Annotated in this window: 12 protein-coding genes; 9 read left to right on the top strand and 3 right to left on the bottom strand. The window is 41.3% G+C overall.

Annotation, left to right across the window (positions count from 1 at the left end):
- Window positions 1-292: 292 nt before the first annotated feature.
- Entirely contained in the window at window positions 293-1,243 is a 951-nt protein-coding gene (locus tag JOD17_RS18760; RefSeq protein ID WP_204699515.1) for an MsnO8 family LLM class oxidoreductase, read from the top strand.
- Here the strand turns inward: JOD17_RS18760 and JOD17_RS18755 are convergent.
- Complete coding sequence (locus JOD17_RS18755) at window positions 1,227-1,850, bottom strand: hypothetical protein (RefSeq protein ID WP_204699514.1); 624 nt, start codon at window positions 1,848-1,850, stop codon at window positions 1,227-1,229. The two genes, JOD17_RS18760 and JOD17_RS18755, sit on opposite strands and share 17 nt — an antisense overlap.
- A 251-nt stretch (window positions 1,851-2,101) precedes the next feature.
- Between JOD17_RS18755 and cls the strand changes: the two genes are divergently transcribed.
- Window positions 2,102-3,553, top strand: a complete 1,452-nt coding sequence (gene cls, locus JOD17_RS18750) for a cardiolipin synthase (protein WP_204699513.1) — start codon at window positions 2,102-2,104, stop codon at window positions 3,551-3,553.
- A 67-nt stretch (window positions 3,554-3,620) separates the two neighbouring features.
- On the opposite strand, the gene JOD17_RS18745 is transcribed toward cls, so the two are convergent.
- A complete protein-coding gene (locus tag JOD17_RS18745; RefSeq protein WP_204699512.1) occupies window positions 3,621-4,211 on the bottom strand; it encodes a DUF6198 family protein in 591 nt (196 codons plus the stop codon).
- A gap of 250 nt (window positions 4,212-4,461) precedes the next feature.
- Between JOD17_RS18745 and JOD17_RS18740 the strand changes: the two genes are divergently transcribed.
- From JOD17_RS18740 to JOD17_RS18715, 6 genes are all read left to right on the top strand, one after another.
- Complete coding sequence (locus JOD17_RS18740) at window positions 4,462-5,826, top strand: FAD-binding oxidoreductase (RefSeq protein ID WP_204699511.1); 1,365 nt, start codon at window positions 4,462-4,464, stop codon at window positions 5,824-5,826.
- A gap of 13 nt (window positions 5,827-5,839) precedes the next feature.
- On the top strand, window positions 5,840-6,829 hold the full coding sequence (locus tag JOD17_RS18735; RefSeq protein WP_204699510.1) for a bile acid:sodium symporter family protein: 990 nt from the start codon (window positions 5,840-5,842) through the stop codon (window positions 6,827-6,829).
- Window positions 6,830-6,997: 168 nt separating this feature from the next.
- A complete protein-coding gene (locus JOD17_RS18730) occupies window positions 6,998-8,581 on the top strand; it encodes an ABC transporter substrate-binding protein (RefSeq protein ID WP_204699509.1) in 1,584 nt (527 codons plus the stop codon).
- A 17-nt stretch (window positions 8,582-8,598) separates the two neighbouring features.
- Window positions 8,599-9,708: an o-succinylbenzoate synthase gene (gene menC / locus JOD17_RS18725; RefSeq protein WP_204699508.1), complete on the top strand. Its 1,110-nt coding sequence runs from the start codon at window positions 8,599-8,601 to the stop codon at window positions 9,706-9,708.
- Window positions 9,709-9,728: 20 nt separating this feature from the next.
- Entirely contained in the window at window positions 9,729-10,589 is an 861-nt protein-coding gene (locus tag JOD17_RS18720) for a MurR/RpiR family transcriptional regulator (protein ID WP_081831665.1), read from the top strand.
- A gap of 18 nt (window positions 10,590-10,607) precedes the next feature.
- Window positions 10,608-11,723: an amidohydrolase gene (locus tag JOD17_RS18715; RefSeq protein WP_204699507.1), complete on the top strand. Its 1,116-nt coding sequence runs from the start codon at window positions 10,608-10,610 to the stop codon at window positions 11,721-11,723.
- Between the two features lie 34 nt (window positions 11,724-11,757).
- On the opposite strand, the gene JOD17_RS18710 is transcribed toward JOD17_RS18715, so the two are convergent.
- Window positions 11,758-12,879 carry a S8 family peptidase gene (locus JOD17_RS18710; protein WP_204699506.1) on the bottom strand — a complete coding sequence of 374 codons (1,122 nt, stop codon included), beginning with the start codon at window positions 12,877-12,879 and terminating at the stop codon, window positions 11,758-11,760.
- A gap of 264 nt (window positions 12,880-13,143) precedes the next feature.
- Between JOD17_RS18710 and JOD17_RS18705 the strand changes: the two genes are divergently transcribed.
- Window positions 13,144-13,962, top strand: a complete 819-nt coding sequence (locus tag JOD17_RS18705; protein WP_204699505.1) for a GerAB/ArcD/ProY family transporter — start codon at window positions 13,144-13,146, stop codon at window positions 13,960-13,962.
- Window positions 13,963-14,083: the final 121 nt, after the last annotated feature.

The following is a 14,083-nucleotide window of genomic DNA, read 5'->3' as shown; positions in this document are numbered from 1 at the left end:
CTATAGCATAAGGTTTCTCTCCCTTGCACCGACCTACAATTCTTCTGTTTTAATGACTTAGTTACATTACGCACGATCAAGCTGAGGTTTCTTTCTTAATTCGTATTGTGCGATAAAGAAATACACTTAATCAAAGCGTATGCTCGTCTGGTTTGAAACGCGCGATAGAGGGAATACACAATTTGCACCCGTAACAAAGTCAATTGTCTTAAGGAAGCAACGAACAAACGAATGATTGCATTCGGTTGATACACTATATATGACAGACGTTAATGATAAGGACGTGGAATTTATGCAGCTAGGAATTCTCAATCAAATGCCGACTCCAAAGAATATGACTGCTGAGCAGACTGTACAACACACCCTCTCACTCGTGGAGTTAGCAGAAGGTTGGGGTTATTCTAGCTACTGGTTCGCTGAGCATCATGGAACAAAGGGCATGGCCTCAAGCTCACCCGAAATTATGATGGCTGCCGCCGCAAGCCGGACAAAGCAGATTCAAGTAGGTAGTGGCGGAATTCTTTTACCGCAATATAGTCCATACAAAGTCGCTTCCCAACTCCTCCAATTAGAAGCGTTGTTCCCTGGACGAATTGAAGCCGGTGTTGGTCGCTCTCCTGGAGGAAATGAAACGATCCGTTCACTTCTAGCGAATGGAAAAGAAAATGAGATGGGGATTTTCCAACAAAAGGTACAGCAATTACAAAACTATGTACATGGGAATACAAAAATCAGGGCGACTCCCCGAACGCAAGAACCACCCCGATTATATGTACTTGGACTAGGACCGAATAGCGCAAAGCTTGCCAATGATGAACAAGTTGGATATGTGTTTGGACACTTTATCCAACCTGAACACGGTGTAGAAACTCATCAAACATTACGCGAGCTACATCATACACACGATATAAAAACTGCCGTCTTTGTAATCTGTGGAAAAGATAATGAACATGCTGAAAAACTGGCATTAAGCCAGGATCTTTGGCTTTTAAACGTAGAAAAAGGATTAGACAGTCGGATCCCTTCATACGAAGAAGCTAGTAGACAAACATTCTCATTGAGTGATCAAAAGAAGATCAAACAGAATCGAAAACGGATGATTATCGGGGGACCAAAACGAGTAAAAGAGGCGATGAAACGCCTAGTTGATGACTATCAATCAGAATCCTTTCTTCTAGTCGCATCGATCTATGATCCATTAGAAAGAGAACGATCGTTTAAGCGAATTATTGAGCTTTTTTAAATGAAGTGACCTTCGTGCGTTTGCTCTGGATCGCTCGTTGTTGATGACTCGTTTTCCGTCCTTGATTAAACGCAGTCGTTTTTCGCTCACTATAAAAACCAATGTCCTCTCGTAGAATCGACTCTTTGCTACTAAAAGACATTGCCCTTCTAAAATATACGTCTGCTTGATAACTATTGTTCAGTTTTAAATAGCTTTGCCCTAAATGATTATAGAAGTTTACTTTCTTATCTTCACCAATGCCGTGCATGTACTCTTCTGCACGGTGATAAGAATCAATCGCTGAATGATACTTTCCTTGTTCATGATTCAGCTTTCCAATCAATGAATGGTGCAGAAACGATACAGCTCTTTTTGTTTCCTCAATCATGGGGTTTAACTCTTGCTTTACTTTTGGTGCCGTTTGATCTAAAACGCGATGATACGTAATATTGTAATAGAATAAAACAAGTTCATAATACATCTTGATTGTCGACTGCATCTCATGAGGCAGACGCCTTTCAACGTCTAGCTTCATTTGGTGGACCTCTCGTAACTCTCTACCTTGAATCATACTCTCGTACCATTTACCGATAGATTGTACGATGGTCTGCTCCTTGTGATTCACCTGTGATTCCTCCTTAAGCGCGTATCTCTCTTTTTAGAATTGTAGGTTAAACAATTAGAATCAATGTCAAATTGTTTAAAATCAATTATCTCCTATTCAATGTAATATAAAATCTAGCAAATCTCTATATCCTAAACGGATTTAAGATATTTGAAGCGCGATTTCGACATGAGTCGAGACAATATTGGTATTACTTCCTTTTTTTGCTTACAATAATAATAGCCAATTTCTTAAAGAAAGGGCTTGATGCAATGTCTTTCATTACAGGCACCTTTTCAATTGTTCTACTCATTAATATACTTCTCGCTTTTATTATCGTGTTTATTGAACGACGAGACATCGGTGCTACGTGGGCATGGATTCTCATTTTGTTTTTCATACCCATTGGTGGATTTATTTTGTATCTCATATTCGGAAGACATTTAAAACAAAAGAACTTCTACAATCTCTCCAAAGAAGAACGTGAATACTTAAAGATCGCTGTAGAAGCTCAAGTCTATCATTTGCAACAACACTTATCTGTGTTCCAAGATCAAAAGCTTCAAGATAAATATGAACAATTAATGCTAATCAATTTGCAATCGTCTACCTCCATCATAACGACAGATAACGAGGTCGAATTATTCACTGAAGGAAAGACGAAATTCGATGAACTGTTTCATGATATTCGCCAAGCAAAAGAAGAAATCAACATTCAGTATTACATCATTCAAAGAGATGAACTCGGAAGAAAATTACGTGATGAATTGACGGCAAAAGCTAAAGAAGGGGTAAAAGTCAGGCTCCTTTATGATGATATCGGCTCCAGGCGATTAAATCGCTCATTCTTCAAGGAACTTATTGAGCACAATGGTGAAGTTGCCGCATTTTTCCCCTCAATCTTTAAAGTCGTTAACCTTCGTATTAACAACCGAAATCACCGTAAGCTCTGTATTATCGACGGCGACATCGGTTACATTGGAGGGTTTAACGTCGGGCGAGAGTATTTGGGGAAGAAAAAGAAGTTCGGCTATTGGCGAGATACCCACTTTCGTATTAGAGGTGGTGCTGTAGATCATATTCATGGCCGGTTCATCCTTGATTGGAAGCAAGCAACCAAACAAGATTCAATCAACCTCTCTGAATATGCTGGTCGAAAAGAACGTCATAGTGGCTCTAGCCCTGTTCAAATCGTTGATAGTGGACCGAACTCAGAAACTGAACACCTTAAGAATATGTACATCAAGCTCATCATGACAGCGAAGAAAAGCATCAAGATTCAAACGCCTTACTTTATTCCCGATACGAGTTTTATGGACGCGATTAAGATCGCACTGTTAAGTAACGTTGATGTTCACATTATGATTCCTAACAAGCCCGATCACCCATTTGTCTACTGGGCAACACTTGCGCATGTAGGTGAGCTCTTGAAGTACGGAGCAAACGTCTGGATTTATGAAAAGGGATTTATGCATGCGAAAACGATTGTCATTGACGAAGAAGTCTGTTCAGTCGGTACAACGAACATTGACTCAAGGAGTTTTCGTTTGAATTTCGAAGTAAATGCAACCGTATACGATGAAGCCGTCGCACAAAAATTGCACAACCTTTTTCTAGACGACATGAAAGACAGCACTTTACTTACTCCACAGCTTTATAAAGAACGCTCACTATGGATTAAAATCAAAGAAGCTGTGTCTCGCTTATTGTCACCGATTCTATAAACAGTCGAAAAAGACCCTCTAAAAACGAGGGTCTTTTTCATTTCCCGGGAAATGATGACAATTTCCCTTAAGTTTCGCTGACAATATTCAACGTTTTTTTCGCTATTGCTTGTTTAGAAAGGCTGATCACAACCGAACAGACAAATATGTTCACAATCGTCAACAAACCTTGATGAACTCCTAAGATAAGAAATGATATAAATGCAACAAATGTATCGAAACAAAAGATAACAATTCCAGGATCTATCCGATATCGTTTTTGTAAATATACAGCAAGAATCGTTGCTCCACCCATCGATGATTGGCTTAAGAAAATTAGCACTGCACCAATTCCAACAAGTAGCCCTCCAATTACAGAACCGATTGCTGTTGGAATCTCCATTTGAAACCATTGCCCACTAAAAATAGTCATAATTGAAACAATAGTAACAGAGTAGAGGGAGTTCAATGTGTAGTCCTTGCCAAGTTTTATGAGGGACAAAATGAAAAAAGGTATGTTAACGAGAATAAACAATAAGTAAAAAGGCAATTCAATAATTCCCATTAGCGTAAGTGACATACCTGCCGCTCCAGAAGTCGCTAATCCAGCTAGACCAGTCACTTCAATCCCAGCTGTCAATACGAAACAACCGAATAGATTTAATAATAGTCGTCTCACCTGCTCCACCTTCTTCGTATCGATCTTATCTTTATCCTACCACTTCATTCCATTAGCCAAGTATACCATTACGCATTAACATTTCCCGATCGATTTACGACCTTCACATGGGTTGTCCGATAATTTGGTATTCCATGCTTATTGTAGATACTATTCTTGTTATATAATCTTTCAAAATAGTTATAACGTTTCGTTTTGAATTCGTGTATAATGCTCTTTATATCTATTTTTGCTTCGGAGGGATACACAAATGTCCACCCTGATTGGATTATTACAAGAAGTTTTACAAGAATCTCAACTCTCTACGAGTGAAAGTGTACGAGGGCTACATAGCCAAGATGAGTCGTATCATGCACCCATTTTGCCTGAAGTCGTCGTGTTTCCTCATAGCACAGAAGATGTACAATCCATCTTAAACATCGCAAAACAAGAAAATCGCCCCGTCTATCCATATGGAATGGGCACGAGCTTAGAAGGTCATATTATCCCAACGACCGATGGCATTTCAATTGACTTTTCAGAAATGAATAACATTATTGAAATTCTAGCGGATGACATGCTCGTGAAAGTTCAACCTGGTGTGACGAGAGACCAATTAAATAAAGAATTAAAGAAGCATGGTCTTTTTTTCTCTGTCGATCCTGGTGCAAATGCGACCGTCGGAGGCATGGCTGCCACCAATGCCAGTGGAACGAGCTCCGTTCGTTATGGCATTATGCGAGATCAAGTTCGCAATTTAGAGGTTGTCCTTGCAAATGGTTCTGTCATTCATACAGGTAGCTTAGCTGCTAAATCGTCGTCTGGCTATAACCTCAATGGATTGTTTGCCGGTTCAGAGGGGACTCTCGGTTGCTTCACTGAGCTCACATTGAAAGTGTACGGAATTCCAGAACAAATTGTTGCTGGTCGTGCAACCTTCCCGTCCGTTGATCACGCTGTCCAAGCAGTCGTACAAATTCTTCAAGCGGGTATTCCAGTAGCACGATGCGAACTCGTTGACGAGCCCTCTATTCAAAAGGCCAATGAGTTTAGCGACACAAATTACTCCATTCAGCCAACATTGTTTTTAGAATTTCACGGTAATGAAGCTGGATTAAAGCAAGACGTTGAATTTACAAAAGAAATTGTTAAAGAGTTCGGCTGTAAAGAAATTGAATTTGAAAAAGACACGGCTGCTCGGAACAAATTATGGGAAGCAAGACATAACCTTGCTTATGCACACGTTCACAGCTCACCAGGGAAAAAAATGATGGTAACAGATGTGTGTGTGCCAATTTCTAAGTTGGCCGCTGCAATTACCCACGCTCGTTCAGTCGTCGATCAATCGAGGTTTGAAGGTGGCATTGCTGGTCATGTTGGCGATGGAAACTATCATATCTTAGTAATGTTTGATCGTGACGACCCAGAAGAAGTTGAAGCTGCCTCCAAACTTAATGAAGAAGTTGTTGAATTTGCCCTTTCTGTTGGGGGAACTTGTACCGGTGAACATGGGGTTGGGCTCGGTAAAAAGAAATACCAACAGAAAGAACACGGAGAAGCACTTCAACTTATGAAGGTTCTAAAGCAAACATTTGATCCAGATAATCGTATGAATCCTAATAAACTTATCAACTAATGGGGGAATAACGATGAAGTTCCTTGCTTCAGTGAGCACATTTGCAGGTCGTTACTTTGCTGTACTCGTAATCATCGCAGCATTCACTGCTTTTCTTATGCCAGACCCATTCATCCCGATCAATAGCTACGTTCCGATCTTACTCGGGATCGTTATGCTTGGAATGGGAATGACGTTAAAGCCTGTCGACTTTACACTCGTAGCAAAAAAACCGACGCCGGTCTTATTAGGTCTTCTCTTTCAATATACAATTATGCCACTCACTGCTTTTCTTATTGCCTTAGCATTGAGCTTACCGCCTGAGCTTGCTGCTGGACTCGTTCTTCTCGGCTCTGTACCTGGTGGAACATCCTCAAACGTTATGGTTTACTTAGCTAAAGGAGACTTGCCTCTCTCCATTACGATGACGTCGATATCCACACTCGTTGCGCCAATTGCAACGCCAGCCATCTTATTCTTGCTCGCTGGACAGTGGATGCCAGTTAACTTTATGAGCATGTTCACCATGATTATTCAAGTGATCATTATCCCAGTAGCCATTGGACTTTTACTTAGAAAGTTCGTACCAGCATTTGTTGATAAGACAGTTACTGTTATGCCACTCGTATCAGTCGTTGCTATTCTTGCAATCATGTCTGGTGCTGTTGGTGCCAATGCTGATACACTCGCTTCAGCAGGCTTAATTGCATTCGTAGCTGTTATGCTTCATAACGCCGCTGGCCTTGCACTCGGTTATGCAGCCGCTACAATTTCTAAGCTAACCCCAAGTCAACGACGTGCCGTTTCCATCGAGATCGGAATGCAAAACACAGGGCTTGGTGTAACACTTGCAACCGCACACCTTTCGCCTCTTGCCGCAATCCCTAGCGTCATCGGAACGGCTTGGCATAACATTACCGGACCAATCATGGCTACCTATTGGTCAAAACGACCACTAAAGCAAGATACACCAAAGGATCAAGATCCAAAAACACCAGAGCTTAACGTTACACCTCACTCATAGAGACTGCCTTCAAATTCTCAAACCTAAGAGAATTTGAAGGCTTTATTATTTGTAAGAATATTTTAAAATCAATATTGATTTCTTGAAGGATAAACTTCATACTTATATAAAAATAATCAGCAATCACTTCAATGACAACATAACTGGAGTGATCGTTAGGGGGACATCATGAAAACATACTTTTCGACCAAAGGGCTTTTCGTTGTAAGTACGCTAGTTTTACTAACCGCTTGCGGCAACGACGAACCGCAAGATACGACCGAAGCTGAACACACTTCTTCTCCAGATGCAACGAGTGAACTTCGTGTGGCCTTTAACGCTCAACCACCATCACTTGATCCTTACATAACAACAGCCGTAGCAACGAGAGACATCGCTCGCCACATTTACGAAGGTCTCGTAACGTTTGATGAGAATTATGAGATCCAACCTTGGTTAGCAGAAAGTTATGACGTTAGTGATGACGGGACGAGCTATACGTTTACACTGCGAGAGGATGTTTCCTTTCATAACGGTGAAACGATGACTTCTGACGATGTTGTTGCTTCCATGGAGCGTTGGTTTACTACAGCAGCTAATGCAAAAGAAGAATTCAGCGATGCAACAATCTCTGCAGTGGACGAGCATACCGTTTTATTGGAATTAGAAGAACCTTCAGCTGTTGCTATTACAACACTTGCTTCTCCAGATGAAATTGCTGCAATTACCCCTGCAGACCTTGCAGAGAGTGCTAGTGCAGATGGCATTAGTGAACACATCGGAACCGGCCCTTATAAGTTAGAAAATTGGCAACATGATCAACATATTCATTTATCGAGATTTGAAGACTACGAAAACCCTGAACAAACATCCACAGGCCTCGCTTCTCTACGCGAAGCGCATGCAAGTGATATCTACTTTGAATTCGTTACCGACCCGTCCACACGAGTTGCTGGCATGCAAAGTAATCAATATGATGTAGCGAATGCGATTCCTTTTGACAATGTCGAGCAATTAGAGCAAGACGCTAACGTTGTTAACCATGCGGATCAAAACGGGTTTAATGCGTTAATCTTTAATAAAGAACAAGGGGTATTTAGCGACCAAGCCATTCGCCAAGCAGCAAACACTGCGCTGAACATGGAAGCGATCCAACAAGCTGCATTTACAAATGAAGAGTATTATAAGATCTCCCATGACTTTATGACAGAAGATCGAGCAGACTGGTACACTGAAGTCGGTTCAGAATACTACAATCAAAATGATTCAGAGCTCGCGCAACAACTGTTAGAGGAATCAGCTTATAATGGAGAAGAAGTCGTTATTTTAACGTCTAGAGATTATGACGATCATTATAGTGCTGCAGTTGTTATTCAACAAGAATTAGAAGCAATCGGAATGAACGTGACATTAGACCTTTATGACTGGCCTACCGTATTAGAAAGACGAGCGGACCCTACCGCTCATGACGCATTTGTCACTGGCTTCCAAACACCTGCATCACCAACCCAATACGTTTTCCTAGAGTCTAGTGCCGGCTGGCCAGGTTGGACGAATAGCGAAGAAATTGACCAACACGTTGACAACATCCGTACCGCAGTCGATCAAGATGAAGCCATGAGGTATTACGAAGATTTACAAGAAGAGATTTGGACATACCTTCCTCTTATTCGCTTCGGGGATAAAACGACCATTACGACTGTTCGTGAAAACGTAGATGGCTATGACTTTCAACAAGGTTTAATACTTTGGAATACACATGTTACTGAATAACTAAAGGAGCTTTGACATTGAAAATTACTGACCTGACCTTAAGAACGGTTGACATGACGATGAAATTTCCCTTCGAGACGAGCGTTGGCATAACGGATACGAGAGAAATCCTATTAATTGAAGTTACCGATGGAGAGTACGTCGGTTACGGTGAGTGCGTAGCAGATATCGATCCTTACTATAGCGAAGAGACGGTTGAAACAGCGATTCATATTATTAAAGACTTTATTATTCCGAGACTAAAAGGTGCGTCCATTCAGCACCCTTCTGATATTTCTAGTCTGTTAGCACCAATTCGCCGTCATCAAATGGCAAAAGGTGGCGTTGACTGTGCACTGTGGGATTTGTATGCAAAGCAACAAGCAAAATCCCTTTCCGAAGTGCTCGGTGGCACAAAAACGGAAGTACCTGTCGGAATTAGCATTGGCATTCAAAAAGATGTAGAAACACTTATAGAAAAGATCAACGTGTACGTGAATGAAGGCTATCAGAAAATCAAAATCAAAATTAAGCCTGGGTTTGATTATGAAATTCTCAAACAGGTTCGTGAAGCTTTCCCAGCTGTGTCAATTATGGCAGACGCCAATTCTGCTTTCACGCTTCAAGATCTCGAGCTATTCAAGAAGATGGATACACTCAACTTACTGATGATTGAACAACCACTTGCTCATGACGACATTGTTGATCATAGCAAGTTACAAGCTGCCATCCAAACACCCGTATGCCTCGATGAAAGTATTCATTCATTTGAAGATGCTAGAAAAGCAATTGAACTAGGTAGTTGTAAAACGATCAACATCAAAATCGGTCGTGTCGGCGGTCTGTTCGAGGCGAAACAAATTCACGACCTTTGTGCTGAAAATAACATTCCGGTCTGGTGCGGAGGGATGTTTGAAACAGGAATCGGACGTGCTCATAATGTAGCAATCTCTAGTCTCCATAACTTCTCCATTCCTGGAGACACTGCCCCTTCTGCCCGTTATTGGGATAAAGATATTATTGAACCTGAGATTACGATGAGTGAAGCTGGTACCGTTGCTGTTCCTACAGAACAAGGTATCGGTGTCACGGTTGATCAAACTCATGTTGACTCAATTACGAAAAGACTAGAAACGTTCTCTATGTAAAAGAATGGATGGTGTAGCACTTGATTCAGTCCAAATTGCATCAGCTTTACCCGAGCCTGTCCAAATCCAAGCAAAAAGCTGCCCACTACATGATTGAACACCCAGAACAGGTTGCATTATATCCTGCTCAGAAAATTGGTCGTCTCGCTAATACGAGCGAGACGACCATCATTCGCCTTTGTCAAGATTTAGGATATAACGGCTATAAACCATTACAAGAAGCGTTGCAAGCGCAAATGATTACCGATGAATCTGAAAGCTCAAATGACTTGCTCGGTCGTTTCGAAATGAAGACGAACACGCTCAAACATGAACAAGATCTAATCGAGTACGAAAAATATAACGCTCTTTTTGACTTGAAAGAGACATTTGAAACCGTATCACAGCAAACGCTTCACCGTTTCGTTTCAGCGATTACTTCTGCTGAAGAGATTGTTGTCATCGGTTTAAGAACCTCATTTTCTGCTGCACACTGGCTAACGTATTCATTAAATGCGTTAAAAGGAAATGCAACCCTCTACCGAAGCGGCATTGATGAGAACATTCATCTGCTTAATCGAACCTCAGAGAAAACCGTGCTCATTGCTTTTTCTTTTTCAAGATACACAAAAGAAACACTCACGTTTACTCGTGCTGCCAAATCTCGTGGTGCAACTGTCTTAGCAATTATCGATGAACACCGTGCACCGATACACGAAATTGCGGATTGCTCCATGATCGCTGGTAAACAAGATTCAATCGTCCCTTCAAAACGCATGATTTCACTCTTTGCCATCATTCATTTGTTATTATCTGCCCTTTCGGTCAATGACTATGAAAGCGTTGCGAAACATTTAAATGACTATGAAAAAGCAAACCTTAGTGTATCACCGTTTATTTGAACGTGTTAGGAGATTTTTATGGATGAACAAACGAAGCATTTCAACCTTATAAACATCTATCATGATTTACACGAACTCGCTGAAATTAGCGGAGAAGAGTATCAAACTACCCGCTATTTAACGAACCACCTTCAACAGTTAGGTCTTCATGTACACCATTTTAAAACGACCACGGGTCTGTATGTTGAAGTTGGACACGGCAAACGCATCATTGCACTGCGTGCTGATATCGATGCTGTTGACCAACAAGTAAATGGCGAGTGGAAAGCGAATCACTCTTGCGGTCATGACGCTCATATGACCATCGCTTTAGGTGTTATTTCAAACCTTTTAAACAGGCAAAGTACACTACCTGAAGACCATACGTATCGCTTTATTTTTCAACCTGCAGAGGAAACCGGCTTAGGCGCAATGTCTCTATGTAAAGAAGGGGTTATCGATGACGTCTCGATGCTGTTTGGGATGCATCTTCGCCCGATTCAAGAGCTATCTTCAGGTCAATACTCACCTGCCATCCAGCACGGTGCCTCTCGTTTTATGACTGGAACAATTACTGGCGACGATGCTCACGGTGCAAGGCCCCATTTGAATGTAAATAGCATTCAAGTCGGGATGGATTTTGTAGCCAAACTCAATGCCATGTCACTAGATCCGATGGCCACTTATTCGGCGAAAATGACAGCTTTTCACGCAGGTGGAAAAAGTCCGAACATCATTCCAGGGAATGCTCATTTCAGTTTAGACCTCCGTGCAGATGAAAATGACACGATGGAGCTTTTGACAGCGAACATTATGAATATCAAGGACACACTTCGCTCTTATTACGGTGTGGAAATTGAATTAACGATTGGTGACGACACACCGGGTGCAGTGATTGACGAAGTAGCTGAAGCGATTCTATCCAAAGCAATTGTCGAATGTGTTGGAGAACAAAACCTTAAACCACGTCTCCATACACCCGGAAGTGATGATTTTCATAACTACACAATCTACCATCCCGCGCTTAAAGCCACCATGCTCGGTATTGGATGTAACTTAGAACCTGGGCTTCATCACCCTGCAATGCATTTTGATCTTGATCAGTTACGTGCCGCAGTTCGAATTTTGTCTCATGCAATGCAGATTTCTACGTAAAAAAGTTCGACTGGAACTTCCAGTCGAACTTTTTTTATTCGATTTCTCCAAAGGCTGCTTCTAATTGCATAAGTCCGTGTCCATACTCATGATGCTCCCCAAGCGGCATAGCAGTATCAATCATCATCTGTCGAAGTTCCGATGCGCTTGCATGAGGGTTTTTCTCACGTAACAATGCAGCAAACCCGGCCACTTTCGGTGATGCCATCGACGTCCCACTTAATGTTTGATAACCGTCAGTGCCATACGTGCTATACACTTGGTCACCCGGAGCCATAATCGTTAATTCGGGACCTACGCTTGAAAACGGAGCCCGTCCATTTGACTGGTTTGTTGCTCCTACAGCAACAACTGATTCATACGCCGCTGGATAACTAACAGTACTGCCCCCAGTTTGACTTGCACCTGTATTCCCAGCTGCTGCTACGACGACGATATCTGCTTCTTCTGCTGCATGAATTGCGTCAGACATGACTGTAGAACCTGTTGAAGAACCGAGACTTAAGTTCATCACATCCATGTCATTTTCAATCGCCCAATAAATCCCTTGGATGATGCTATTTAAGCTACCAGATCCATTGCCAGCTAATACTTTTACTGCATAAAGATTCGCTTCAGGTGCAACGCCAACAACACCAAAATCGTTATCCAACGCTGCAATCGTACCTGCAACGTGCGTGCCGTGGCCGTTGGAATCGACAAACGGATCTTCATACACAAAGCTTTCACCACCAACGACATTCAAATCAGGATGTTCAGCTTGAATCCCTGTATCCAATACCGCAACATCAATTCCTTCTCCTGTAAATCCATTGGAATAATATGCTGGAGCACCAATATGTTCAATCCCCCAAGGAACCTGTTGCTGCTCTACATTGACGACTTGGTCTCTTTCTATATAGTCTATCTGCTCAGAACGTTCGAGTTCAGCAACTTCTTCATCAGTCATTGAAGCATATAAGACCTTTAACTCGTCATACTCATATTCAACGTCTAATTCAAAAGAGGTTTCAATCTCCTCACGTTCGAGCCAAGATGAATCTTTAACTCCAATAAAGTAACCTTCTGTTTCTTCTGCGTGAACGACATCTGTCGAAAAAGCAAACAAACACGCGAAGCCACAAGCTGTTACCCCGTTTACTCCCCTTTTCCCCATGTCTAGTTCCCCTTTTTAAGTAATTTTCGTTACTATGCGTATTGTACAAATCGAACGAAGGGGCATCTATACAAAAAATATGTCAATCTAGTTGACGTTTTCTATCTATGGTAGTTTTATGAATTTTTTCTTTAGTTGTATTTGCTATCACATAACGAGAATCAAGCGCGTCCGCTTATTTTTAGCACCTTTACCAAACCTGTATAAATTCTCCTTTCATGGTAACGATAACTTTGAACCGTTGTTATGCAGAGGAGATAGAACATGAACATTGGCAGATTACAACCTATTCATATTTATATTTTAATTATTATTGCCACTGGCTTTATGGTGCATGTTCTCCTCATGCCTAGCCTTTTGAATTCCGCTGGTCGAGATGCTTGGATTAGCGTGATAACTAGCCTTTTTACACTGCTGATTATCATTACGCTCATCGCACTGATGATTCGCAAATTAAATGGCAAAGACCTCGCTACGTTTCTTAAGGATCACTACCCTGCACCTGTGGCATGGACGATCTTAACTTGTTTTATGATCATCTTCTTTGCTGAATCACTGATTTCATTAAAGTTCTCGGTCGATTGGGCCAAGTCTAATTACGCTGCCGAAGCTCCCGAATTAATCGTTGCATGTGGCTTTATTTTAATTTGTTTTTACGCCGCTTATAAGGGTTCTTTTGTCCTCGGATTTATTGCCGTAATTCTATTCCCGATTGTATGTTCATTTGGAATTCTTGTAGGAGTTGGAAACCTGAAAAGTAAAAACTACGATCTGCTGTTTCCAATGCTTGAGGACGGCTTCTCGCCTATGTTCGAAGGTATATTGTATACAAATTCTGGTTTTTTAGAGCTCATCTATATTTTATTTCTACTCAGTTATACGAAGAAACGATTAACGTTTAAAGGTCTGCTTTTATCAGGTTTCGTTATTTTTATTCTTATTCTTGGACCCCTTACAGGATCACTCGCTGCTTTTGGTATTGCTGAATCACTAAAACTAAACACACCTGCCTATGAACAATGGCGACTTCTATCACTTGGTCGTTATATTACTCGCCTCGATTTCCTATCGATCTTTCAATGATTTAGTGGCTTACTCGTACGAGTTTCACTTTTCACAATCTTACTCAACCAACTACTCCCATTTAAAAAGAAGAAGATTTCCTTAGTCTTGATTTACATTATGCTGTTCATTCTTATCATCA

It is taken from the genome of Geomicrobium sediminis, from assembly GCF_016908595.1.
Taxonomy (GTDB): domain Bacteria; phylum Bacillota; class Bacilli; order Bacillales; family Marinococcaceae; genus Geomicrobium_A; species Geomicrobium_A sediminis.
Note: the sequence above shows the minus strand (reverse complement) of the source record. Positions and strands in the feature narration are given on the sequence as shown.

Bases quoted from the DNA above. Each gene is read 5' to 3' on its own strand.
- cls (WP_204699513.1), top strand. From the start codon at position 2,102: ATGTCTTTCATTACAGGCACCTTTTCAATTGTTCTACTCATTAATATA.
- JOD17_RS18730 (WP_204699509.1), top strand. From the start codon at position 6,998: ATGAAAACATACTTTTCGACCAAAGGGCTTTTCGTTGTAAGTACGCTA.
- JOD17_RS18740 (WP_204699511.1), top strand. From the start codon at position 4,462: ATGTCCACCCTGATTGGATTATTACAAGAAGTTTTACAAGAATCTCAA.
- JOD17_RS18735 (WP_204699510.1), top strand. From the start codon at position 5,840: ATGAAGTTCCTTGCTTCAGTGAGCACATTTGCAGGTCGTTACTTTGCT.
- JOD17_RS18710 (WP_204699506.1), bottom strand. From the start codon at position 12,879: ATGGGGAAAAGGGGAGTAAACGGGGTAACAGCTTGTGGCTTCGCGTGT.
- JOD17_RS18760 (WP_204699515.1), top strand. From the start codon at position 293: ATGCAGCTAGGAATTCTCAATCAAATGCCGACTCCAAAGAATATGACT.
- JOD17_RS18705 (WP_204699505.1), top strand. From the start codon at position 13,144: ATGAACATTGGCAGATTACAACCTATTCATATTTATATTTTAATTATT.
- JOD17_RS18715 (WP_204699507.1), top strand. From the start codon at position 10,608: ATGGATGAACAAACGAAGCATTTCAACCTTATAAACATCTATCATGAT.